The organism is Pseudarthrobacter sp. MDT1-22 (genome assembly GCF_054511035.1).
The window spans coordinates 54,878-75,863 of the sequence record NZ_JBTNDK010000006.1; the positions used below are offsets into that span (position 1 = coordinate 54,878).

Annotated in this window: 22 protein-coding genes; 9 read left to right on the forward strand and 13 right to left on the reverse strand. The window is 65.4% G+C overall.

Annotated features, from left to right (window positions below):
• Nucleotides 1–202 precede the first annotated feature (202 nt).
• On the forward strand, nt 203–493 hold the full coding sequence (locus tag ACX80M_RS06755) for a hypothetical protein (protein WP_252601264.1): 291 nt from the start codon (nt 203–205) through the stop codon (nt 491–493).
• Here ACX80M_RS06755 and ACX80M_RS06760 read toward each other — a convergent pair.
• The 7 genes from ACX80M_RS06760 to ACX80M_RS06790 form a co-directional block, all read right to left on the reverse strand.
• A complete protein-coding gene (locus ACX80M_RS06760; RefSeq protein WP_252607760.1) occupies nt 483–1,745 on the reverse strand; it encodes a Wadjet anti-phage system protein JetD domain-containing protein in 1,263 nt (420 codons plus the stop codon). The two genes, ACX80M_RS06755 and ACX80M_RS06760, sit on opposite strands and share 11 nt — an antisense overlap.
• The gene (locus ACX80M_RS06765; RefSeq protein ID WP_459309296.1) at nt 1,735–5,160 is read right to left on the reverse strand and encodes an ATP-binding protein; all 3,426 of its coding nucleotides are present in this window, start codon (nt 5,158–5,160) and stop codon (nt 1,735–1,737) included. Before ACX80M_RS06765 ends, ACX80M_RS06760 begins: the two co-directional genes overlap by 11 nt.
• A complete protein-coding gene (locus ACX80M_RS06770; RefSeq protein ID WP_252601257.1) occupies nt 5,157–5,783 on the reverse strand; it encodes a DUF4194 domain-containing protein in 627 nt (208 codons plus the stop codon). Before ACX80M_RS06770 ends, ACX80M_RS06765 begins: the two co-directional genes overlap by 4 nt.
• A complete protein-coding gene (locus tag ACX80M_RS06775) occupies nt 5,780–7,222 on the reverse strand; it encodes a DUF3375 domain-containing protein (RefSeq protein ID WP_252601253.1) in 1,443 nt (480 codons plus the stop codon). The genes ACX80M_RS06770 and ACX80M_RS06775 overlap by 4 nt, the downstream gene beginning before the upstream one ends.
• Before the next feature lie 159 nt (nt 7,223–7,381).
• A complete protein-coding gene (locus tag ACX80M_RS06780) occupies nt 7,382–7,774 on the reverse strand; it encodes a type II toxin-antitoxin system VapC family toxin (RefSeq protein ID WP_459309297.1) in 393 nt (130 codons plus the stop codon).
• A complete protein-coding gene (locus ACX80M_RS06785) occupies nt 7,771–8,037 on the reverse strand; it encodes a type II toxin-antitoxin system Phd/YefM family antitoxin (RefSeq protein ID WP_459309298.1) in 267 nt (88 codons plus the stop codon). The genes ACX80M_RS06780 and ACX80M_RS06785 overlap by 4 nt, the downstream gene beginning before the upstream one ends.
• 48 nt (nt 8,038–8,085) lie before the next feature.
• Nucleotides 8,086–8,868 (reverse strand): alpha/beta fold hydrolase, encoded by a 783-nt coding sequence (locus ACX80M_RS06790; RefSeq protein ID WP_459309299.1) that lies wholly within the window; start codon nt 8,866–8,868, stop codon nt 8,086–8,088.
• 259 nt (nt 8,869–9,127) lie between these two features.
• Between ACX80M_RS06790 and ACX80M_RS06795 the strand changes: the two genes are divergently transcribed.
• The 4 genes from ACX80M_RS06795 to ACX80M_RS06810 all read left to right on the forward strand — a co-directional run bounded on the left by ACX80M_RS06795 (nt 9,128) and on the right by ACX80M_RS06810 (nt 10,853).
• Nucleotides 9,128–9,331: a cold-shock protein gene (locus ACX80M_RS06795; protein WP_024365339.1), complete on the forward strand. Its 204-nt coding sequence runs from the start codon at nt 9,128–9,130 to the stop codon at nt 9,329–9,331.
• Nucleotides 9,332–9,525: 194 nt separating this feature from the next.
• A complete protein-coding gene (locus ACX80M_RS06800; RefSeq protein WP_459309300.1) occupies nt 9,526–10,224 on the forward strand; it encodes a hypothetical protein in 699 nt (232 codons plus the stop codon).
• Between the two features lie 219 nt (nt 10,225–10,443).
• Entirely contained in the window at nt 10,444–10,737 is a 294-nt protein-coding gene (locus ACX80M_RS06805; protein ID WP_459309330.1) for an IS1096 element passenger TnpR family protein, read from the forward strand.
• Entirely contained in the window at nt 10,653–10,853 is a 201-nt protein-coding gene (locus ACX80M_RS06810; RefSeq protein ID WP_252613121.1) for a hypothetical protein, read from the forward strand. Before ACX80M_RS06805 ends, ACX80M_RS06810 begins: the two co-directional genes overlap by 85 nt.
• 46 nt (nt 10,854–10,899) lie before the next feature.
• On the opposite strand, the gene ctaD is transcribed toward ACX80M_RS06810, so the two are convergent.
• Nucleotides 10,900–12,654 (reverse strand): aa3-type cytochrome oxidase subunit I, encoded by a 1,755-nt coding sequence (ctaD, locus tag ACX80M_RS06815; protein ID WP_374209871.1) that lies wholly within the window; start codon nt 12,652–12,654, stop codon nt 10,900–10,902.
• Between the two features lie 94 nt (nt 12,655–12,748).
• Nucleotides 12,749–13,483, reverse strand: a complete 735-nt coding sequence (locus ACX80M_RS06820; RefSeq protein WP_252601242.1) for a FadR/GntR family transcriptional regulator — start codon at nt 13,481–13,483, stop codon at nt 12,749–12,751.
• A 191-nt stretch (nt 13,484–13,674) separates the two neighbouring features.
• Between ACX80M_RS06820 and ACX80M_RS06825 the strand changes: the two genes are divergently transcribed.
• Both ACX80M_RS06825 and ACX80M_RS06830 read left to right on the forward strand, forming a co-directional pair.
• Nucleotides 13,675–14,235 (forward strand): gluconokinase, encoded by a 561-nt coding sequence (locus ACX80M_RS06825; RefSeq protein WP_459309301.1) that lies wholly within the window; start codon nt 13,675–13,677, stop codon nt 14,233–14,235.
• Between the two features lie 47 nt (nt 14,236–14,282).
• On the forward strand, nt 14,283–15,686 hold the full coding sequence (locus ACX80M_RS06830) for a GntP family permease (protein WP_252601239.1): 1,404 nt from the start codon (nt 14,283–14,285) through the stop codon (nt 15,684–15,686).
• A gap of 94 nt (nt 15,687–15,780) precedes the next feature.
• On the opposite strand, the gene ACX80M_RS06835 is transcribed toward ACX80M_RS06830, so the two are convergent.
• On the reverse strand, nt 15,781–16,158 hold the full coding sequence (locus ACX80M_RS06835; protein WP_252601236.1) for a TfoX/Sxy family protein: 378 nt from the start codon (nt 16,156–16,158) through the stop codon (nt 15,781–15,783).
• Between the two features lie 140 nt (nt 16,159–16,298).
• Here ACX80M_RS06835 and ACX80M_RS06840 point away from each other — a divergent pair, with 140 nt between their 5' ends.
• Nucleotides 16,299–17,117: an SDR family NAD(P)-dependent oxidoreductase gene (locus tag ACX80M_RS06840; RefSeq protein ID WP_252607769.1), complete on the forward strand. Its 819-nt coding sequence runs from the start codon at nt 16,299–16,301 to the stop codon at nt 17,115–17,117.
• A gap of 111 nt (nt 17,118–17,228) precedes the next feature.
• Here ACX80M_RS06840 and ACX80M_RS06845 read toward each other — a convergent pair whose 3' ends face one another.
• Together ACX80M_RS06845 and ACX80M_RS06850 are read right to left on the reverse strand one after the other, a co-directional pair.
• Entirely contained in the window at nt 17,229–17,846 is a 618-nt protein-coding gene (locus ACX80M_RS06845) for an FMN-binding negative transcriptional regulator (protein WP_459309302.1), read from the reverse strand.
• A gap of 4 nt (nt 17,847–17,850) precedes the next feature.
• Nucleotides 17,851–18,843, reverse strand: coding sequence for a DMT family transporter (locus tag ACX80M_RS06850; protein WP_459309303.1), 993 nt, complete (start codon nt 18,841–18,843; stop codon nt 17,851–17,853).
• On the opposite strand from ACX80M_RS06850, the gene ACX80M_RS06855 reads away from it, so the two are divergent.
• Nucleotides 18,842–20,254 (forward strand): aminotransferase-like domain-containing protein, encoded by a 1,413-nt coding sequence (locus tag ACX80M_RS06855; protein WP_459309304.1) that lies wholly within the window; start codon nt 18,842–18,844, stop codon nt 20,252–20,254. The two genes, ACX80M_RS06850 and ACX80M_RS06855, sit on opposite strands and share 2 nt — an antisense overlap.
• 3 nt (nt 20,255–20,257) lie before the next feature.
• Here ACX80M_RS06855 and ACX80M_RS06860 read toward each other — a convergent pair whose 3' ends face one another.
• Nucleotides 20,258–20,785, reverse strand: a complete 528-nt coding sequence (locus ACX80M_RS06860; protein ID WP_252601221.1) for a hypothetical protein — start codon at nt 20,783–20,785, stop codon at nt 20,258–20,260.
• Nucleotides 20,786–20,986: the final 201 nt, after the last annotated feature.

Here is a 20,986-nt window from a genome sequence, read left to right on the forward strand (position 1 = left end):
CGCACTGCCAGCAGTCATAGCTGGCCAGTTTCAGGGCCTTGCTTTTGGACCTTGGCCGGTCCTTACTAATGGAAGGAACCGCCATCCGGAGGACATCTGCTACGGATGGCAACACCAGGTTCCTGCCGCACGGACTGGTTCCCTGTGTCGCAACGGGGAGCCGGCCAGCGGTTCCGCGCAGTGACTACGGGAGGAAAAACCGATGTTCGCTAGAGTCAGCACGTACAAGACCGGCCCCGAGACGGTCTCAGACACCCCTACGGAAGACATCGTCAGCAGGGTGCGTCAGATCCCCGGCTGCAAGGGAATCTACTACCTGAGCGGGAAAGAAATAGACAAGGCCATCTCCATCACGCTTTGGGATACCGAGGAAGCGATGACTGCCAGCCGGCAGGAAGCAAACAAGATCCGCAAGGAGAACAGCGAGGCGGAAAAAACGCAGATCGTTGCGGTGGAAGAATTCGAAGTCACCGTGAGCAGTCTCAGCGACTGATATCGAGCCGCTCCAGCGCCCAGTTCCAGCGGATCAGCTCCTGCTCCAGCCTGACCGCAATACCGTAGGCGTCGCTGCGGAGCCCGTCGTAGAGCGCCGACTCCTCGGCGGTCAACCGGGTCAACACAGCTTTCGACGGCGACGGCTCACTGCCCCAGGCATCGCGGTGGGCCAGCAGCGTGGCTTCGTCCATCAGCAGGCTCACCACGTGCGGGTGGACCGCGCGGAGCTGGTCGAGGATCCGGAACCCATGGGTGTCCAGGTCGCCCCAGTAGAGGACCTCGCAGTTCCGCAGCCACCCGGCATCCCGCAGCGATGAGAACCCATAACCGCCCCCATAGACGGCCAGCGCGTCCGGGCGCTCCGGGACGGCCAGGAAGTTGACCAGGTTCTCGGTGATCATCACTGTGCTGGTGGGCAGCTGCAGGGTGCTGAACGCCTCCGCGGTGACGGTCAGGTCCCGCGCCTGGCCAAGCAGCTGCATGCCGGGATCCAGAAGGCGGAACCGGACCAGCTCGGGCGGATGCAGGAAGCCGTGCGCCGCAGCAAAGCGCGCCGCCGGCGTCCGGGCCGGGGTCAAGCCGAGCAACGAACCGGGCGCGGCCGGGGTCTCAGCCAGGCCCCCGTCCTCCTTGGCATCTGAAACATCAACAACGTCCGCCCGCAGCTCCGATGCCAGCTCGCCAACAACAGCCCGGTGGTTCTCGATGAACTTGGTGTGCACGCCGGGCAGGCTCAGCTGCCGGACGTAGAACCCCGGCTCGGGGTGGTCCCGCAGCCAGAGCGCCACCCGGGCAGCCGTCAGCACATCAGCCCCGAGCTCCAAAAGCTTCAACGGCCGCTTCAGCGCCCACCCGCGGAACGCAGGATCCAGTGCTGACAACCCGCCGGCAAGCTCCACAAACCGGGCGGCGTCCTTCATCCTGCCTGTAAAAGCGATCTCGTCCTCCACGGACGCGAACACCGCCGCGGCGGGCAGCTGGTTGGCCCCCACCGTGGTGCGGCCCACCTCCGCGGTTTCCAGGCTGAAATGCCCGACGGCGGCAGCCAGCTCAGCCGCCCACGCGCGGGCCGCCGCATAATCGCGTAAGAGAGCCACCGCCGTCGGACGCTTCAACGGACGACGGCGGGGGTACAGTCCGCCGGGTTCCAGCACCTCTCGCAGCAGCGCCCCGCTGCCCCAGGCCTTCCTCGACTGCGCCCGCAGGTCTGCCAGCGTGGTCCAGCCGAGACCGCGTGCGTCAGCCGGCACGCCGGTCCCGCTCGTCCCGGTACTCCTGGATGGTCATGTTCCGCAGCTGCGAATCGTCGCCGTTGGTGTTGGCCACGAAACCCACATGGGACACAAAAGGCTCGATGACGTGGATCTTCTGCAGGGGCGTGACGATCAGCAGCTGCAGCTTCATCCGCTGGAACAGCTCCAGCCCGTACCGGGCGGACTCGTCTGAGCCGCGGCCGAACGCCTCATCGATGACGACAAACCGGAAGCTCCGCCCGCTCCCCGCGTTCTTGCCCGCACTCTTGCCGGACGCCAGCCCGAACTGAAAGGCCAGGGCGGCCGCGAGGATGGTGTAGGCGAGCTTCTCCTTCTGGCCGCCGGACTTGCCGCCCGAGTCCGTGAAGTGCTCAAACTCCTCGCCGGTTTCGGTCCACTTCTCCGAGGCGGAAAACGTGAACCAGTTCCGGACATCCGTGACCTTGGCGGTCCAGCGCTCGTCGAGGGTGGTGTAGCCGTCGCGGCCCCGGAACCGCTCGATCAGGCGCGCCACCTGCAGGTACTTCTGCTCCGAGTACTGGTCGTCGTCGCCGATTGTCCCCTCCGAACAGGCGCGCAGGTCCATGCCGAACTGCCGCACGTCCAGGTCGGTGCTGTTCTGGTGCTCCAGCTGGATGTGCCGGCCGGCGTTGTACTCGATCCCGGCCAGGGAGAGGTTGATTTCGCCGATCCGGTTGACGATGTCCTGGCGGCGGCTGTCCAGGAACGCGTTGAACGCCACCACCTCGTGGATGGTGTTCTGGTTCAGCGACTCCTTGAAGTGGGCCTCGAAGCGCGGGAGATCGTTGCTGACCAGCTGCTCCAGCAGTTTGCCGAAGTCGCCGGCCGACTCGAGGGCGGCGTCGATCTCCGTGGTCTCGTTCGGGTACTTGTTCCGGAACTCGGCCATCAGCCGGACAGTCTTCTCGGCGGCCCGGGCGATCTGCTTGGACAGCGCGTCGATGGTGTCGGTCAGCCCGGACCGGACCGCACTTTCCACGGTGCCGGTGTTCTTGTAGGTGAGCGGTTTGCCGGCGAGTTCCGCGGCGGCGAGCCGGGCGACGGCGGACAGCACGCCGCCGTCGTCCGTCAACGGGGTCTCGTTCAGGACGCTGCGGCAGTCCTCGATCGCCTCGACGATGTCCTTGGCCGCGCCCTCGTTGGAGCCGATCCGGCGCTGGATGTCATCGGCCCGCACCTGCAGTCGTTCCAGTTTTCCGGTGAGCTCGGCTTCCTTCGCCGTCAGCTGCCGCAGCACGTCGCTGGTGGACTCCAGCTGGGCCTTTTCTGCCTTGAGCTCCTCGATGCGGCGTACGGTGAGCTGCCAGCTGAGCTCGGCGAAGTCCGAGACCGCCCCGATGATGCCCAGCTGCTGGTTCTGCCGGCCGATGGCGCCCAGGGATTCGTTGACCCGGGACAGCTGGCCAGCCACCACGCTGAGCTGGCCCTGGACCTCGTCCTGTTCGGCGCGGAAACGGCTGATCTTGTCCAGGTTGTCCCAGCCCAGGACATAGTTCCGGCGGTCAGACAGGTCCTGCCGGTCATCCTTCTCGTGCCGGCCGCGGCCGCCCTTGAGCTGGCCGTTGGCGGTCAGGGCCTTGGAGCGGCGGCGGAAGTCCTCGAGGGTGTCGCAGCAGAAATAGTCGAAGCGGCTGCTGAGCTCATCGAGCAGGAAATTGCGGAACGGCGTCCCCTGCTTGATGGCGATCTTCGCCGCCAGCGTGCCCGCCTCGGCCGGCTTCGGCGTGTACGATTCGCCGATCTTCAGGTACACGAGCCGGCCGCGAAGGTTGTTGCCGTCCACCCAGCCGCTCACAGCCGCATAGTGCTCCGACGGCACCAGCAGCGACAGGGCAAAGCCGCGCAGGGTGCGTTCGGCGGCGCCTTCCCAGGCCGCTTCGCCGTCGCGGACGCGCAGCAGCTCGCCGGCGTACGGCAGGTCAGATTCCTGGATGCCGGTCCCGTCGCAGAGCCGACGGCGGAGCTCCACCTGGGGGCGCGGCAGCAGGTTGGGGCGCGCCTGCAGGCTGGTCAGCTCCGCGGCGATGTCGGTGGCGCGTCCGGTGAGCACCGTGCGCGTCATGGTCAGTTCGGTGCGGCTATCCTGCACGTCGTTTGCTGTGGCGGCCAGTTCCTTTTCGACGTCGGCCAGCCGGGCCCGGTTGGCGTCGAACTGGACGCGGTCGGCCGGGGCCTGAAGACCGAGGTCCGCGGCAGCTTCGGCGTACTTTTCGAAGCGCACCCGCTGGGACCGGGACTCTTCGCCCAGCCGTGCGGCCTCGGCCTCGATGGCGGCCAGCCGGCCGCCGCCGTTGCTGCGGATGTCTTCCTTGACGGCGGCCAGGTCGAGGCGGAGCTGGGTGATTTCGGTGGCCAGCTTGCCGCTGTCCTCCTGCAGCCGCAGGCCGGTGTTCTGCAGTTCCGTCTGGTGCTCGATGCTCAGCTGCAGCTTCCGGTCCGTGAACCACGGGTGCAGCTGGTCCCGCTGTTGGCGGGCGAATTCATCGTCCCGGCTCAGGGCGGTGTGCTGGGCCGCGCCCTCGGTGATGGGGGTGAGCAGGGCGATCTGGTCCTTGGCGCGGAGGACGGCGTCGTGGGCTTTTTTCAGGTCGTCGAAGTGGTGGATGAGGTTGCCGATCCGGGCTTCGACGTCGTCTTCCTCGAGCATGTTGGTGCGCACGAAGTTGGTGATGTTCTCCACCTGCTTCATGGACACCGTGCGGTGGAACAGCTCCATGGCCTGATTGCCGCTGATGCCGAACTGCCGCTTGAACGCCGCCGCGTAGGGCTCGAAGGTTTCATGGATGGACGCCCCCGCGGCCCGGAGCTGCTTCTTCAGCTTCGCGGGGTCCTGGCCGAAGTTGGCGAAGTCCCCGGCGATGGACTGCTCGCCCTCCACCAGCGAGTAGAAGCGGTTCGGCTGGCCGGCTTCCTGGGTGGCCCAGAGGGTGATGGCCAGGGTGATTGACTTGCCCAGGACGGCGTTGTGGAAGACGCCCAGAACCACGGTGAGCTTGCCGGTGCCGCGCAGCGCCACGGGCTTGGAGTATTCGCCGCCGGCGCTCCGGGTGCTCTTGTGGAAACCCCTCACGTACGACATCAGGGTGCGTTCCTTCTTCTGTGCACCCGCCGCCTTGTTGTACTCGATCCTGTTGGCCGGAAGCAGCAGGGTGGTGATCGCATCCACCACTGTCGACTTCCCGGAGCCGATGTCGCCGGTCAGCAGGCTGTTCGAACCGTCCAGCCGGAACGTCCGCACCTCCTGATGGAAGGTGCCCCAGTTGAGCAGCTCCAGACGGTGCAGCCGGAACCCCGGGGGAGTGCCGGCGTCGTCCGCTTTTTCATCGAGGCTGAACAGCATCTCCTGCTGGTCAGTGGCGCCCTTAATGGCAGTGGCCGTGTCGGTGGTCATGTGCGGTCCTCTTCCTTGGGGCCGGTGGCGGTGGCTCCGGTGAGCGAGGCGCGGTAGTCGGCCAGCCGCGCGTCGAATTCCTCCAGCCACTGGGCATCCACATAGGCCTTCAGGATCCGGGCCACCTCGTAAGTGCCCGTCTGGCCACGCAGTTTCCGCAGGAAGCCCAGCTCCACGACCTTTTTGATGTTCGTGCCGAGCTGGTCCAGGATCCGAGCCTCGTTGCTGGATTCGGGCAGGAAGACGGCCACCATGTCCGCGATGTCCTGCTCGGTCATGATCAGGCGCAGTTCGCTGCTGTTGGTGTCGAATTCGAGCATCCGGCCGCGGAGCAGCGCCAGGAGGAGGCTGACGTTGAAGGTGAGCGGGCGGCGGGGGATCAGCCGCGGCAGCGTGCCGTCCGGGTCCTCGCGGGATTTCAGGAACGCGTAGCCCTCGGACTCGTCCAGGATCAGGTCAAGGCCCAGGACGGCCACGTAGTCGCGGACATGGGAGGACAGGCCCAGCAGCGACTGCCAGATCTTCTCGTCCGTCTCGGCGTAGACCACGCCTTTGAAGAGCTTGGTGACGACGCCGGGAAGTTCCTCCGGCGTGTGTGTTTCGGCTGCGTCTGTGGTGGTCATGCCGGCCTCACGAAGATGATCTGTTCGACGGTGGCTTCCCGGATGCTGCCGTCCGGGAGCTGCCAGGACAACTGCTGTGATTCGTCCGGGTTGATGGACGCCCAGTCCGATTCGGTGGCGAGCTGGTAGTAGGCCACGATCTCCGCCAGTCCCTGCGACAGAGGGTGCGCGGCCGCTACTTCGCCGAGGGTGGCCTGCTCGGCGCCGGCCAGGACGTCGTCGATATTGGACTTCAGCTGTTCCGTGTCCACATGGAACTGGCTGAAGAGGGCGCCGGCATCCACTTCTGCATCATTTGCCGCCACCACGACGTCGTCCACCATGATCCGGCGGCTCGGCTCATACAGTGGCCGTTCGAAGGGAAGCGCGACCTCGACGGACTGAGCCGCGATCTCCATAAAGACGCCCGACGGCGGCACCTCCCGGGTGCCCAGTGCGCCGGATTCGATGCTCCGGACGAGCTGCATGATGCGCTTGTTTTCCAGGAACACCTTGTCGTCCAGGAGCCGGCGCATCTGCTGCGAGAGCTGCCGGACAGTGGCCTGGGTCTGCTCGACGGCGGGTAGCCAGTCCTGGTGCAGATTGGTCACGGTGTGCAGGTTGTCCAGTTTGGCGAGGGCGTCGATCTGTGTGGCCCGCTGCAGCAGGTCCCGCAGTTCGGTGCGCAGCTGCGGGGACATCAGGTAGTCCCAGAAGCCCTGGAATGTGCGGCCCTGGAGGGAGCCGCTGATGTCCTGCTGGTTGGCGAAGATGGAGGCAAGCAACTCGCCCTGGGTGCCGTCCCAGGTGGCGATCTGTTCGCGGACCTGCCGGTCCAACTTCCGGAAATTCTGCTCCACCTCACGGAAATCGGAGAGCAGGTCCTTGGCCAGGGTGGTCAGCTGCTGGAAGTGGTCCAGGGCTTCCGGCGCAGTCATCACGCGGATGTTGCCGTCCTTGATCCGTTGCATCTCGGCGTCGATCCCGTCCCGCTGGCGCTGGAGCTCGGCGAGCCTTACCTCCGGGTCGGTCTCGGACTGCTGGACCAGGGCCTTCAGCACGGCGAAGATGCTGGTCAGCCTGGACTGGGTGGCCACGAAGTCCCGCCCGCTCAGGCTCTCCACCCAGCGGACCACGTCCTCGGCGGCGGCCGTGAGATCGTAGCGCGGCTCGTCCTGGCCCGGGACGTAGTATTTCCGCAGCCAGGCACGTTCCGGTGCCGCCCACTCGTCCAGGTACTCACCGGCCGGCCTAGGATACTTGTCCTCGCCGAAGACTTCACGGAGACCGAACAGGACATCATCGAGGTGGTCAATGAGCTCCTGCCGGCCGATGTCCCGTTGGTTGGGTCCGGTGAAGGCCTTGATGAAGAAGCTGACGGCCAACGGGGCGTTCTGTGCGCGGAGCAGGGACCACCCTGCGTGGTTCTCACGCAGTGCGTTGATGGCGTAGAAATCCATGGCGTCCTCATGCAGGGTGCTGTTATTCCTAAGCTACACGGGGACGGTGACAGTGATCGAACTTGTCGTCCCCGGTGATCGAGCCTGTCGAGATCCGGAAGCCCGGTGATCGAGCCTGTCGAGATCCAGGGTTTCGACAAGCTCAACCGCCAGGCGCACTCAACCGCCGGGGGACAGGACGTTGATGCCCGCATCGACGGCAGCAGCCCGGAGCTCGGCGTCATACGCCACCATTACGTCGGACTGCAGCCGGATGGCTGCGGCCAGATGTATGGCGTCGGCGCTTCGGAGCTTGCCGGGCAGGGCCGCCGCGTACATAAGGTCCGAACGGGCAACATCGACCAGGTTGATGGCGCCGAGGACCGTATTGACTGGCTCGCCGGGAAGTCCGCGGCGCTGGGCCGCGCAATGAAGTTCCGTATGGAGGAGCATCGAAGCCACCAGCTGGTGGCCCTGGGCTGCCGCGGTTGAGAGGTAATGGGCGGCCGCGGATGATTCTGGCTCTTCGATCACCAGCTTGAGGACAGCCGACGTGTCCAGGTAGATGATCACCGGTCCCCGCGGAGGTCAGCCAAGATCCCAGCAGTGCCGGCTTCGGACGGGACGCGCGGCAGCGTCTGGAAATCGACCGGCCCCTTGGCGGCTGGACGTACCTGGCCCGCCAGCAGCAACCGCTCAAAGGGCGACGCCGACGGCGGAATCAAGGTTGCGGCGATCTCGCCGTTGTTCGTGACGTCGATGGTTTCGCCGTTTTTAACGCGCTCCAGGATTTTGCTGCTCTGGTTGCGCAGTTCCCGGTGTGGAATGGTCGCCATGGTTACCTCCGTAGCAAGCGTAGCAACTGCTGCGTCTGAGCGTAAGGCTCAACCACCGTGGGTTTCGACAGGCTCAACCACCGCCTGCTCCCAGTGCCGCCGGAGCAATTCAGCCAGCCGCTCGGGCTCGATCCGGTGTGGCGGATCGAAATGGTGGCGCTTGGGGAACACTTCCAGGTGGAAGTCCGGGAAGAAGACCCTGGACAGCCGGCTGGCGATATCGCCGTAGTCATGGGGATTGCTCAGGCCGCCCAAGGCGAAGTAGACGGGCTGGCGAAAGGCAGCCAAACGCGCCCTCTCCAGGTCATAGTTTTTGAAGGTCCGCAGGAACGCCCTGATACCCGCCGGCCGGTTGGCCATCCACGGCGGCGGGGGATCCGGCGGCGGCGGAAGGACGACGTCGGGCTTAACTCCCAGCCTCATGAAGGCGGACATGAACTGCTCCGGCGGGAGGGTTTCCAACTGCTCGTACTTCTTCCGGAGCTCCGTGTACGCAGGGCTCCAGTCCCAGTTCCCGGCCCAGGCAGGTTCCAGCAGCGCCAGGCTCAGCAGCCTGCCCGGGTGCTTGGCAGCGAACGCCAGCGCCGCCGCGCCGCCACCTGAATAGCCCGCCAGATGGAACGTCTCCCATCCCCGGGTATCGGCTTCGCGCAGCACGCCGTCGATCTCTGTGTCCAGGCTCCAGTCCGCCGGCGGCCCATCGTCCGCGTAGAGCGCGAGATCCTTGGCGATTGCCTGGACATCCGGCCCGAGGGCTGCGATGAGTCCGCCGAAGGCGGCCTGGGCGGGGAGTACAGCGCCCGGTAGAAGGATGGCCCGAATTGGTCCCATGGGAGAACGGTACGCCTGGGTTTCGACAGGCTCAACCACCGGATACTGGAGGCTCAACCACCCGTCTCGTTGGCCGGTGGTAAATGGTTCGGAAAATCTCCTGTAGTGTTGATCCTGTTGTTGTGTTTATGCGGTTGGTAGTTCAGGCAGTACGCGCGGTCGAAAGTCCGCGTCTTTCTGAAGTAGCGGTTTTGAACACCCCACACCGGAGGACCCGAAAGTCGGGACTTTTCCTCCACCTTCACGAAGGACAAAAATAATGGCTACTGGTACCGTCAAATGGTTTAACGCTGAAAAGGGCTTCGGCTTCATTTCCCCCGATGACTCCTCACAGGACGTTTTCGCTCACTACTCCGCGATCGCCTCTTCCGGCTTCCGCTCACTCGAAGAGAACCAGAAGGTTTCCTTCGAAACCGAGCAGGGCCCCAAGGGTCCCCAGGCCGTCAACATCCAGGCACTCTAATTCTTTAGAGATTCTGGGGCCTTAGGGTTTCATTTTCAAAGCAGGGCCGGTCATTAGACCGGCCCTGCTTTTGTTAACCCGGATGTGCTTCAAAGCGCCCGACTGGCAACTTCCGAGAAACCCCTTCAAGATAGTCAGTGGGCAAGCAGGGGGGTGATCGAGTCCATCCCGCCGCACAGAGAGGCCCGCACTTCGTGCCAATACCAAAACGTCAACTCAGTCCGCTGATCCGCAAGTTCGTCAACGGCAGCCGCCCCGCCCAGGCAGAGACCAGAGGCCTCGGCGAGCTCAATCCGGTGGAGCCCGCCGCCCGCCGGGAGGGGCTGCCCGTACTGGGCGATGACCAGGTCTATGTGATGAAATACGGGACGGTCTATCACACGGCGTGGTGTCCGGTGGTGGCCGACTGCTGGGACCACGCCCCCAGAAGACTGCTAGTGACCCTGTTGGCCGCTGTGGGGGAGCGAACCCGGTGCGCGGAATGCAACCGGCACGCGAAGGCAGCCAGGGCGTCAGCTGCGCAGGAATACCACCAGCAAGCCCGGCCCACCCCCGAACCCCCACCGCCTGACGCCGTGGTCCCGCTGAAAGTCATTGGGCTGGCCCATGGGATACTCTTCCTGGCCGCAGGGCAGGAATATCGGGAACGTTTTAAGGAAACCGCCGTGGAGCCGGCTACCCCGCTGTGGGTGGACGGGCGGCGTGACGGCATGGTGGTGCGGCTGGACTCCGCCAGCGACGAACCACTCGTGCTTGTCCAGTTGGACCCCCGCGCCACGTTCCGGAACGGTCCGTACCAGGTGCGCCTGCGTCATCCGCTGCGGCGGTCGGCCACCAAACCCTATGCGGTTGAGTCAGTTGAGTCAGTTGAGTCCGTTGAGCCTGCACCATGACGGATCCCCGCCCGCACCCTGCAGGACTGCCTCCATGCAACTTTCCGTTCCCGCCTTCGGCTGGGAAAACAGCCACCTCTACGCCATCCGCTGGGAGGACCGCGCCGGAAAGCCGCGGGAGATTGTGGGTCCCCAGGACCTCACGGAAGATCTGGACGCAGAGCCGGCTCCGGCGTCGTCCTTTCCGAACTGCTGGATGCCCAAAAACCGGGAAGCGCGCTGGAATACAAGTACGACTTTGGCGATAGCTGGACGCATCACGTGGAGGTGTTTGGTTCAGCGGACCTTCCGGCCGGGGAACTGCTGTGCGTCGACGGCCCCAACCGCGGACCCGTGGAGGACTTCGGCGGGCCCCGCGGTTACCAGCGACTGCTGCAGATCGTCGCGGACCCGGAGCATCCGGAGCATCCGGAACACGCGGATGCGCCATGCTGGCCACCGGGTTTGTCACCCGGTCCGGCCATCCCATCCCGGACGAGTGGGTCAGCGACATCAACCGCGTGGTGCGTCTGAACTTCGAGTGCCTGCACCTGACGGCGCCCAAAGTGGGGCCTCTTGACAGGGCACTGCTAACCGACGGCGGCGTGAAGTTCCTGCTGGCGGTCCAGGCTGTGGGCCGCTTGGTTTAGGTTTCTACAGGCTCAACCACCGGAGGTTGGCAGGCTCAATCCCCGGTCACTCGTCCGGGTTCGGATTGCGTACGTCCTTTTCGCCGATATCCGCAGCACCCAGCGCGGCCGCGGCCGGGCTGTGCGTGGTTTCGTGCGCGCGGACGCTGAGCTCCGGGTGGTGGAGGTCCAGGGCGGGACGCTCTGAACGGATCCGGGGCAGGGACGTGAAGTTGTGGCGCGGCGGCGGGCAGGACGTGGCCCATTCGAGCGAGGCGCCGAAGCCCCACGGGTCATCCACCTCAACGCGCTCTGAGCTGCGCCACGTGATGTAGACGTTCCAGAAGAACGGAATCATCGAGGCGCCGAGAAGGTATGACGAGATGGTGGAGAACTGGTTCATCCAGGCGAAGTTGTCCTCCACCAGGTAGTCGGCGTAGCGGCGGGGCATGCCCATGACCCCTAGCCAGTGCTGGATCAGGAAGGTTCCGTGGAATCCCAGGAACAGCATCCAGAAGTGGATCTTTCCGAGGCGCTCGTTGAGCATTTTGCCGGTGAATTTTGGCCACCAGAAGTAGAAGCCTGCGAACATCGCGAACACCACGGTGCCGAACACCACGTAGTGGAAGTGCGCCACGACAAAGTACGAATCGGAGACGTGGAAGTCCAGCGGCGGGGAGGAGAGGATGATCCCGGTCAGGCCGCCGAAGAGGAACGTGATGAGGAAACCGAGGCTCCAGAGCATGGGGGTTTCGAAGGTGAGGGATCCGCCCCACATGGTGCCGATCCAGTTGAAGAATTTCACGCCGGTAGGTACGGCGATGAGCATGGTCATGAAGGCGAAGAACGGCAGCAGTACCGAACCGGTCACGTACATGTGGTGTGCCCACACGGTCATGGACAGGGCTGCAATGGCGATGGTCGCGTAGACAAGGCCCTTGTAGCCGAAGATCGGCTTGCGGCTGAAGACCGGGAAGATCTCGGACACAATGCCGAAGAACGGCAGCGCAATGATGTACACCTCGGGGTGTCCGAAGAACCAGAACAGGTGCTGCCACAGAACCGCGCCGCCGTTCTCCGGATCATAGATGTGGGCACCGAACTTACGGTCCGCCCCCAGGGCAAACAGTGCTGCGGCGAGCGGCGGGAAGGCCATGATCACCAGGATGGCCGTGACCAGCGTGTTCCAGGTGAAGATGGGCATCCGCCACATGGTCAGGCCGGGGGCGCGCATGCAGATGATGGTGGTGATGAAGTTGACGGCGCCCAGGATGGTGCCGAATCCGGACAGTGCCAGGCCGAAGACCCACAAGTCACCGCCGACGCCGGGAGTGAATGTGGTGTTGTTCAATGGCGCGTAGGCGAACCAGCCGAACGCCGCAGCGCCCTGCGGGGTGATGAAGCCCGAGACGGCGATGGTGGAGCCGAAGAGGAAGAACCAGAAGGCCAGGGCGTTCAGTCGCGGGAAGGCGACGTCGGGGGCGCCGATCTGCAGCGGCATGATGACATTGCCGAAGCCGGCGAACAGCGGGGTGGCGAACATCAGCAGCATCATGGTGCCGTGCATCGTGAACAGCTGGTTGTACTGCTCCTTGGTCTGCAGGATCTGCATGCCAGGTTCGAAGAGCTCGGCCCGGATCAGCAGGGCCATAACTCCAGCCAGGCAGAAGAAGACGAACGACGTGATCAGGTACATGTACCCGATGACCTTGTGGTCAGTGGACGTGATCCAGCTGACCACCATGGCGCCTTTGCGCCGGGGTACTACCGCAGGAGCAGCGGTTGAGCCGGTCCCCATTCGTGAATGTCCAGTGATGGCCATCTTCCACCTCACAGATACTTCTGCATGACAGCTATGGGCCCTTTGCATGAGCCCCTAATTGCAGGCTACTCACTAACGCGGCATCCCGAAAGAGTCAGTGCAGGCCCATCGCGTTCCGGACCTCGTCCAGGATGTGGTGGACGGCGGTCTCCGCCCCCACCGCGTCTCCACGGGCCACCGCTGCAGCAACATCCTCGTGGGCCTGTAAGGCTTCGTTCCGCGGTTTGAAGGGCATCAGGCCCTGCTGGGTCCGGCTGGTGAGCACCTCGGCCACCATGCCTTCCAACGCGGTGAACATCTCATTGCCGCAGCTTTGGAGCAGCAGGCAGTGGAACTCGATGTCGACGGCCAGGAACGCCTCGAGTTCGCCGGCCTCACCCAGTCGCCGCAGCTCTGCAGCCAGGGCAACCAGCTTGGCCCGTTCCGCGGCGCTCGCCCGGCGGGCAGCACCTGCGGCTGCAATGGGCTCGACGGCGATGCGCAGCTCCGTGAGGCTGCTGTACTGAATATCGCGCCGGACAGAGCCCAGGCGCCAGCGCACCAGCTTGGGATCGAAGACATTCCACAGCCTGCGCTCCTGGACCACGATGCCCACCCGCCGGCGCGAATACACCAGGTTCATGGACTCCAGGACCTTCATGGTGTCCCGTGCAACGGTGCGGGAAATGCCGTACTCCCGCTGCAGGCCCTCAAGGGTCAGCCGGCTGCCCGGAGGCAGGCTCCCTGCCGCGATGGCGACGCCAACCGCCTCGAGAACGCGTTCATGCATGGCGGGGGAGGCCCCGCCGTCGTGCGCGTCATCCGCGTCCGGTGGTGTCGCCGTCGACATCTTTCCTGCTTTCCTCTGCGCCTGTGCGCCCTCCAATCGTACCGATAAATTCCCAAAGGTATGACTTGTGACACCAAAAGATAGTATCTATGGTTAGAAATGGTGATACCTTATCTCCCGGCGCAGTTCCGTGTGGGATGCGCAATGAGCTTTCTTCATTTAGCCAACGGCGTCTTCTTCGGAGGTAAAATATGCGGTATCCAGCCACGCACCTGGTGGTGATGGGCGTTGCCGGTTCCGGCAAGTCCACCATTGCGGCAGCTCTTTCCCAGCAGCTTGGCTGGGCCTGTGCCGAAGCGGACGAGTTCCACCCCCAGTCCAACATCGACAAGATGACCCAGGGCATTCCCCTGCAGGACGGGGACCGCTGGCCCTGGCTGCGGGAAATCCAGGGCTGGATGACCGCCCATGCCGCTGCCGGGAAGAGCACCGTGCTCACCTGCTCCGCCCTTAAGCAGAGCTACCGTGAGCTGCTCTCCGACGCGCAGGGACGGGTCCTGTTCATCCACCTCGACGGCGGGGCCGACCTGATCGGCCAGCGCATGCAGGGCCGCGAAGGCCACTTTATGCCGTCCACGCTCCTGCCCAGCCAGCTGGCCACCCTGGAACCGCTGACCGGCAACGAACTTGCCGCCGGCAGCCAACGCCTGGACATCTCCAATTCCCCGGAGGAGATCGTCACCGCCGTTCTGGCTGGCCTCGAGCTTCCCGGCCTCACGCTTCCCGCCCAGGCGGAGCTCAGCGCCTGCTGAGCCCAATTTTCCCCAATCCCCAAGTAGTTCTGTTTCAAAGGAGAATCATGGTCATCGAAGGATGGACCCAAACGCTGGGCGCAGGACCTCTGCTGCTCATCGCCGCGGCATCGATTGTTGTGCTGCTGTTCCTGATCATCAAGCTGCGGATGCACGCACTCGTCGCCCTGATCGTGATCAGCCTCGCCACCGCATTCGCCACCGGAATCCCCGCCAACCAGGTAGTTCCTGTGCTGATCAACGGGTTCGGCACAACCTTGGGCACCGTGGCCCTCCTCGTGGGCCTGGGCGCCATGCTCGGCCGCATCGTTGAGACCAGCGGCGGCGCCAAGGTGCTGGCCGACTACCTGATCGGCGTGTTCGGCGAAAAGCGTGCCCCGTTCGCCCTGGGCCTCGCCTCCCTGATCTTCGGCTTCCCCATCTTCTTCGACGCCGGCCTGGTGGTCATGCTGCCCGTCGTCTTCGCCGTGGCCCACCGCCTGGGCGGGGGAGTGCTGCGCTACGGCCTCCCGGCCGCCGGTGCGTTCTCCGTGATGCACATCTTCCTCCCGCCGCACCCCGGCCCGGTCTCCGCTGCTGCCTTCTTTGATGCCAACATCGGCCTGGTCCTGATCGCCGGCCTCATCACCGCCATCCCCACCTGGTACGTCACCGCCTACCTGTTCGGCCTCTGGACCGGCAAGAAGCTGGTCCTCCCGGTGCCGGAAATCCTGGGCCACGCCAGCGCTGAAGCCGAGTCCCACCCGCCGCGCTTCCGCACCATCATCGGCCTGCTGCTCCTGCCGCTCGTCCTGATCTTCATCAACACCGGCCTGAACACCCTTGCGTCCTCCGGCGTGCTGTCCGACTCGGTCAAGAGCGAGCAGTGGTTCCAGGTCCTGCGCACCATCGGTGAAACCCCGGTGGCCCTGCTGATCGCCGTACTGGTGGCCGTGTTTGTCCTGGGCGCCCGCCGCGGCAAGGACGCTGGCGCCATCGAGAAGCTGCTCGAATCCTCGCTGGGGCCGGTCTGCTCCGTCATCCTGATCACCGGCGCCGGCGGCATGTTCGGCGGTGTCCTCCGTGCCTCCGGCATTGGCGACGCACTGGCCGATGTCCTGGGCAACCTGGGCATCCCGCTGATCCTGGCCGGCTTCCTGATCGCCGCCATCCTGCGCATCGCCCAGGGTTCCGCCACCGTGGCCCTGACCACCACCGCTGGCCTGATCGCCCCGGCAGTGGCCACCGCCGGACTGACCGGCATGCAGATCGCCGCCCTGGTTATTGCCGTGGCAGCAGGCTCCGTGGTGGTCTCCCACGTCAACGACTCCGGCTTCTGGCTGGTGGGCCGCTTCTTCGGCATGGACGTCAAGACCACCCTGCGGACCTGGACCGTCATGGAAACCCTCATCGGCGTGATGGGCTTCGCCATCGCCGCGGTCCTCTTCCTGCTCGCTGGCGTGGCGGGTTAGCGCTCTGACTCCAGCCACGGCTGACTGAAGTACGACGGCGGGGCGTCCAGAGAAATTCTGGGCGCCCCGCCGTCGTCGTACTCCTGGTCCGCCGCTACTTGCGCGGTTTGGCCGCCTTGGGCGCTTTCGGCGGGAGCTGCGCGACGTACTCGAAGGCCTTCTCCAGCCAGGCGCTTGCCCGCGCGTCGTCGCCGTCGCCCTCGGCGTTCCAGACCTCCGGCAGTCCGGTGTAGCCGCCCATCGGCCGCTCCGCCGGGCCGAACGGGACGGTCCGCTCCGTGCTTTCGAGCACCTGCCTGTCGGCGTCGGAGAGCTTCACCCCGATGGTGGAACCGAACAGTCCGGCGAACATGTTGCCGTTGACGAAGGCGCCCAGGTTGCCGAACATCGGCTTGACGACCACCTCGGGGTTGTCCGGCACTACTGAGCGGAACCGCTCCTTGGCTTCGTCGGACGCTTTGGCCATCTCCATGGTGCTTCTCCCAGGGTTGCGGTGTGATTCTTTGTGCAGCTTATGCCCGCTCAGTCGACTGGGACAGAATTTCCGTACCGCTAGGCTTGCAGGAGTCCGCACTCACCTCCCAGGTTCCCACCTCAACCAAAGGACACCCCTTGACCCAACGCACCATCGTGATCACCGGCGCCAGCGACGGCATCGGCGCGGCAGCCGCGCGGACGCTGACGCAGGCAGGCGACCGGGTGGTCGTCGTCGGCCGTTCCGAGGAGAAGACGCAGGCCATCGCGAAGGAGCTCAATGCCGACTATTTCGTCAGCGACTTCGCCGACCTGGATCAGGTCCGCACGCTCGCCGCGCAGCTGAAGGACGACTACGAGCGGATCGACGTCCTGGCCAATAACGCCGGCGGCATCATGGGCAAGCACCAGCTCACCGTGGACGGCAACGAGTCCACCTTCCAGATCAACCACCTGGCGCCGTTCCTGCTCACCACCGAGCTGATGGACGTCCTCACCGCCAGCAACGCCAAGGTCATCAACACCGCCAGCGCGGCCAACGGCTTCGGCAAAATGGACCTCTTCGACCTCAAATCGGAGCACACCTACTCCACCAACCGCGCCTACGGCACCGCCAAACTCGCCAACATCCTCTTCACCTCCGAGCTGCACCGCCGCTTCGGCGAGCACGGAATCACGACGGCGGCGTTCCACCCGGGCGTGGTCCGCACCAACTTCGCGGCAGAGTCCACCAGCCCCATGCGGCACGCCTACAAGACGCTCCTCAACCGCTTTATGCTCACCCCGGACCAGGGCGCCGACACCCTCCTCTGGCTCAGCAACGGCACCGCCGGCACCGACTGGATCTCCGGCGCCTACTACGCCAAGCGCGCCCTGGCCAAGGCCAACGCACAGGCGTACGACGCCGAGCTGGCGCAGGGTTTGTGGGAGGCCAGCGAGGCGCTCGTCGCCCGCTAGGTTCTGGCGTGCCGGGTTCAGGATCCCAACTAGGTAGCGCTAACTGTCGTTATGGGGCCTCAAAACGACAGTTAGCGCTACCTAGTTGGGCTGGACCGGGCCTGAACCGAGTCAGCGTGCCCGCTCGACGTCGGCGGCGCTTTCTGTCTCCCCGCGTTCGCTGAGCCCGGCCACGACGCCTTCCACATCCGCCGCGGACCGGTTCTGGCTCAGCTTGGTCTTCGCCTCAATCCTGGTGATGACCAGTTCAATGCCCACAATGGCGCGCAGCTGGCCCGAGATATAGCGCTCCGGCGCGTCATCCACGCTCCACGGGTGCTCGAAGTCTGCTTCGTTGATGTTGGTCAGCCGCCTGACCTGGCCGGCGATCCAGGCCGGGTCGTCATGGATCACGAGCTGGCCGTACATGTGTGCCGTGGAGTAGTTCCACGTGGGCACAACGCGTCCGTGCTCGGCCTTGGACGCATACCAGGACGGCGAAATGTAGGCGTCCGCGCCCTGGACGATCATGAGGGATTCCCCGATGGCCGGTTCGGACCACTGGGGGTTGTTCCTGGCGACGTGCGTGTGCAGCGCGCCGTGTTCGCCCACCGAGGGGTCGTAAACAAACGGCAGCAGCGTGGCGAGCAGGCCTCCCGGCGTCATGGTGACCAGGTTCGCTGCGCCGGGCCTCGTGAGTAGTTCCTGGATGGCGTCGGGGCCGGCTTCGAAATGGGCTGGCGTGTACATGGTGCTAATCCTTTGCAGGTTCGAGGGTTCTTGTGGCGAGAGGCTCGGCAGGGTGAGGGACGGCGGGCTGCGAGGATGCCGGCTTGAGCCGGACCCGGACCGCGGCGCCCGCGCAGAGGATGACAGCCAGGCCGCCGACGATCGTGCTCCACGTCAGCGACTCGCCGAGCAGTAGGCCCGCCCAGCAGATGCTCAGCACGGGCTGGACAAGCTGGGTCTGGCTGACCTGCGCCATGGGGCCGATGGCCAGCCCGCGGTACCAGGCGAAGAAGCCGAGGAACATGCTGACCACGCCGAGGTACGCAAAGGCCAGCCACTGGACCGGTGTGCCCGACGGCGGCTGCTGCGCCACGGACACCGCCACCATGATCACCATCAGCGGCGACGCCAGCACGAGCGCCCACGACACCGTCTGCCAGGCGCCGAGCTCGCGGGCCAGCAGGCCGCCCTCCGCGTAGCCGATGGCCGCGGCCACCACCGCGCCCAGGAGCAGCAGGTCCGCCGAGTGCAGCTGCCCGAATCCGCCGGACTGCATGGAGGCGAAGGCGATGGCCGCCAGCGCTCCCACGCCGGTGATGGGCCAGAACGCCAGGCGTGGACGCTCGCGCCCCCGAAGAACTGCAGCTACTGCCGTCGCGGCGGGCAACAGGGCGATCACTACGGCGCCGTGGCTGGCCGGTGTGGTGGTGAGTGCAAAGGAGGTCAGCAGGGGAAACCCGACGACGATGCCGCCGGCCACCACCGCGAGGCGGACCCACTGCGTGCCGCGGGGTAGCCGCTGCCGGGTGACGGCGAGCGCGAAGGCGGCGAGGATGGCGGCTACCACCGCACGGCCCGACCCGATAAACAGCGGGGACAGGGACTCGACGGCCACCTTCGTGAAAGGAACCGTGAAGGAGAAGGCCGCTACTCCCGCGAGACCCCACCAGAGGCCGATGGGCTGGCGGGACGGTATCACTGGCCGAATAAGTGTAGTAGCGCTACTATTGTCTCTCATGAACAACGATAGCAGTTCCCGGATTGTGGCGCACCTGAAGAAATGGATTTCTTCGGCCGCGCCCGGTGCGAAGCTGCCCTCCACGCGCTCGTTGGTGGCCGAGTACCAGGCCAGTCCCGTCACGGTGCAGAAGGCGCTGCAGACGCTCACGGCACAGGGACTGATCGAGAGCCGGCCCGGCGTCGGGACCTTTGTGCGCGCCGTCCGGAGCGCCCGTCCCTCCGACTACGGCTGGCAGACGGCGGCCCTCCGTTCCCCGCTGGCGCCCCCGCCCCCGGCGTCCAGCACCATGCGCAACGTGGCCAACGATGCCATCTCCTTCCACTCCGGCTACCCGGACCGCGAACTCCTGCCCGAGCGGCTGGTGCGGGCCGCTATTGCCCGGGCAGCCCGCGGTGACGCTGCCTTGTTCCGTCCGCCCGCGGCCGGAATGCCCGAACTGCAGTCGTGGTTCGCGCACGAACTCGGTGCCTCCACACCGGCCGGGACCACCCCGCCGAACCCGAGCGACGTCGTCGTACTCCCGGGAAGCCAAAGCGGGCTGAGCTCCATCTTCAGCGCGCTCGCCGGCCGCGGACAGCCGCTGCTCATGGAATCGCCGTCCTATTGGGGCGCCATCCTGGCCGCAGCGCAGGCCGGCGTGCGCGTTGTCCCGGTGCCCAGCGGACCGGACGGACCGGACCCGGCGGAGCTGGCCCGCGCCTTTGACGAGTCCGGGGCGCGGCTGTTCTACGCGCAGCCCAACTACGCCAACCCCACGGGCGCGCAGTGGTCTGCCGAACGGCGTGAACAGGTCCTGGACGTGGTCCGCGCGAAGGGGGCGTTCCTTGTGGAGGACGACTGGGCGCACGATTTCGGCATCACCTCCAACCCCGTGCCCGTCGCCTCCCGCGACGACTCCGGCCACGTGGTCTACCTGCGCTCGCTGACCAAGAGCGTGTCACCGTCGATCCGCGTCGCCGCGGTCATCGCCCGCGGCCCGGCGCGGGAGCGCATCCTGGCGGACCGGGCGGCCGAATCGATGTACGTCAGCGGGCTGCTCCAGGCGGCAGCGCTCGACGTCGTGACGCAGCCCGGGTGGCAGACGCACCTTCGCAGCCTCCGCCACCAGCTCGAATCACGCCGGGACCTGCTGGTCACCAGCCTGCGCCAGCACGCCCCGCAGGCGCATATCGAGCAGGTGCCCAAGGGCGGCCTGAACCTGTGGGCGCGGCTGCCCGACGGGACCGACCTCGAACGGCTGACCCGCGATTGTGAAACCGCCGGGGTGATCATCGCCGGGGGAAACGAATGGTTCCCGGCCGAACCGGCAGGCCCGTTCATCCGGCTTAACTACTCGGGGACAAATCCGGGCGCCTTTCCCGAGGGCGCCCGGATTATCGGCCAGGCACTGGAACGCAACGGGGCCTAGGCCTCAGCTGGCCAGTTTGGCGCAGACATCAACCGCCGATCCCTTGGTACTCACCAACGTGAATATTCCTGTAACAAGGTCGACGTTGAAGACGATCCTTCCGACATACTGAGTGGTGGACGGTCCGGCTGGCACGTCACCTGGGAACATGACGAGCCCTTGATGACCCGTGGCCGTGTAGGTCAGGGTATCGTCCGGGTTGACCTTGATTGACGTCACTGATCCATCGGTCCGGAACGTGACTGACTTGCCCGCAACCGGATTCCCTAGGTCCGTTCCATAGTTGGTGTAGGTGAGGAGGACGCCCTTGCCTGCCGTGAGGATTCGAACGATGTTGCCGTCCTTGTCGAAGAATTCCTTGGTGTGAAGTTTGCCTCCCGTCCCACTCACCCCGAGGTTGAAGTCGGCACATCCGACTCCGACCGGGAGGATTAACGGTTCGTCGGCCAAGGCCGGCTGCGCGGGTGCCACAAGGGCTGCTGCTGCAAAGGCCGACAACGCCAGTCCGCGAGTAATGCTGTTTGTTTTCATGGGATTTCCTTTCGAACGTATATCGGGTGGGTGAATCAAGCGTGGCTCCCGGGCCTTAACCGGTCCTTAATCGCGGACGGGACTCCCCGAGGACTCTGGACCCTCTGCCCGCCGCAGGAGCATGATGGGGTTGATGTGGCTCCTCGGGGCCATCTCGTGTCAGGGCGGGCATATGGGCTCGCTGGTCGATGAGCTCCGCGG

What these genes read in the sequence shown, in the direction of transcription:
- ACX80M_RS06755 (WP_252601264.1), top strand. Translation starts at nt 203, where the DNA reads ATGTTCGCTAGAGTCAGCACGTACAAGACCGGCCCCGAGACGGTCTCA.
- ACX80M_RS06765 (WP_459309296.1), bottom strand. Translation starts at nt 5,160, where the DNA reads ATGACCACCGACACGGCCACTGCCATTAAGGGCGCCACTGACCAGCAG.
- ACX80M_RS06770 (WP_252601257.1), bottom strand. Translation starts at nt 5,783, where the DNA reads ATGACCACCACAGACGCAGCCGAAACACACACGCCGGAGGAACTTCCC.
- ACX80M_RS06775 (WP_252601253.1), bottom strand. Translation starts at nt 7,222, where the DNA reads ATGGATTTCTACGCCATCAACGCACTGCGTGAGAACCACGCAGGGTGG.
- ACX80M_RS06785 (WP_459309298.1), bottom strand. Translation starts at nt 8,037, where the DNA reads ATGGCGACCATTCCACACCGGGAACTGCGCAACCAGAGCAGCAAAATC.
- ACX80M_RS06790 (WP_459309299.1), bottom strand. Translation starts at nt 8,868, where the DNA reads ATGGGACCAATTCGGGCCATCCTTCTACCGGGCGCTGTACTCCCCGCC.
- ACX80M_RS06795 (WP_024365339.1), top strand. Translation starts at nt 9,128, where the DNA reads ATGGCTACTGGTACCGTCAAATGGTTTAACGCTGAAAAGGGCTTCGGC.
- ACX80M_RS06810 (WP_252613121.1), top strand. Translation starts at nt 10,653, where the DNA reads ATGCTGGCCACCGGGTTTGTCACCCGGTCCGGCCATCCCATCCCGGAC.
- ctaD (WP_374209871.1), bottom strand. Translation starts at nt 12,654, where the DNA reads ATGGCCATCACTGGACATTCACGAATGGGGACCGGCTCAACCGCTGCT.
- ACX80M_RS06820 (WP_252601242.1), bottom strand. Translation starts at nt 13,483, where the DNA reads ATGTCGACGGCGACACCACCGGACGCGGATGACGCGCACGACGGCGGG.
- ACX80M_RS06825 (WP_459309301.1), top strand. Translation starts at nt 13,675, where the DNA reads ATGCGGTATCCAGCCACGCACCTGGTGGTGATGGGCGTTGCCGGTTCC.
- ACX80M_RS06830 (WP_252601239.1), top strand. Translation starts at nt 14,283, where the DNA reads ATGGTCATCGAAGGATGGACCCAAACGCTGGGCGCAGGACCTCTGCTG.
- ACX80M_RS06835 (WP_252601236.1), bottom strand. Translation starts at nt 16,158, where the DNA reads ATGGAGATGGCCAAAGCGTCCGACGAAGCCAAGGAGCGGTTCCGCTCA.
- ACX80M_RS06845 (WP_459309302.1), bottom strand. Translation starts at nt 17,846, where the DNA reads ATGTACACGCCAGCCCATTTCGAAGCCGGCCCCGACGCCATCCAGGAA.
- ACX80M_RS06855 (WP_459309304.1), top strand. Translation starts at nt 18,842, where the DNA reads ATGAACAACGATAGCAGTTCCCGGATTGTGGCGCACCTGAAGAAATGG.
- ACX80M_RS06850 (WP_459309303.1), bottom strand. Translation starts at nt 18,843, where the DNA reads ATGAGAGACAATAGTAGCGCTACTACACTTATTCGGCCAGTGATACCG.
- ACX80M_RS06860 (WP_252601221.1), bottom strand. Translation starts at nt 20,785, where the DNA reads ATGAAAACAAACAGCATTACTCGCGGACTGGCGTTGTCGGCCTTTGCA.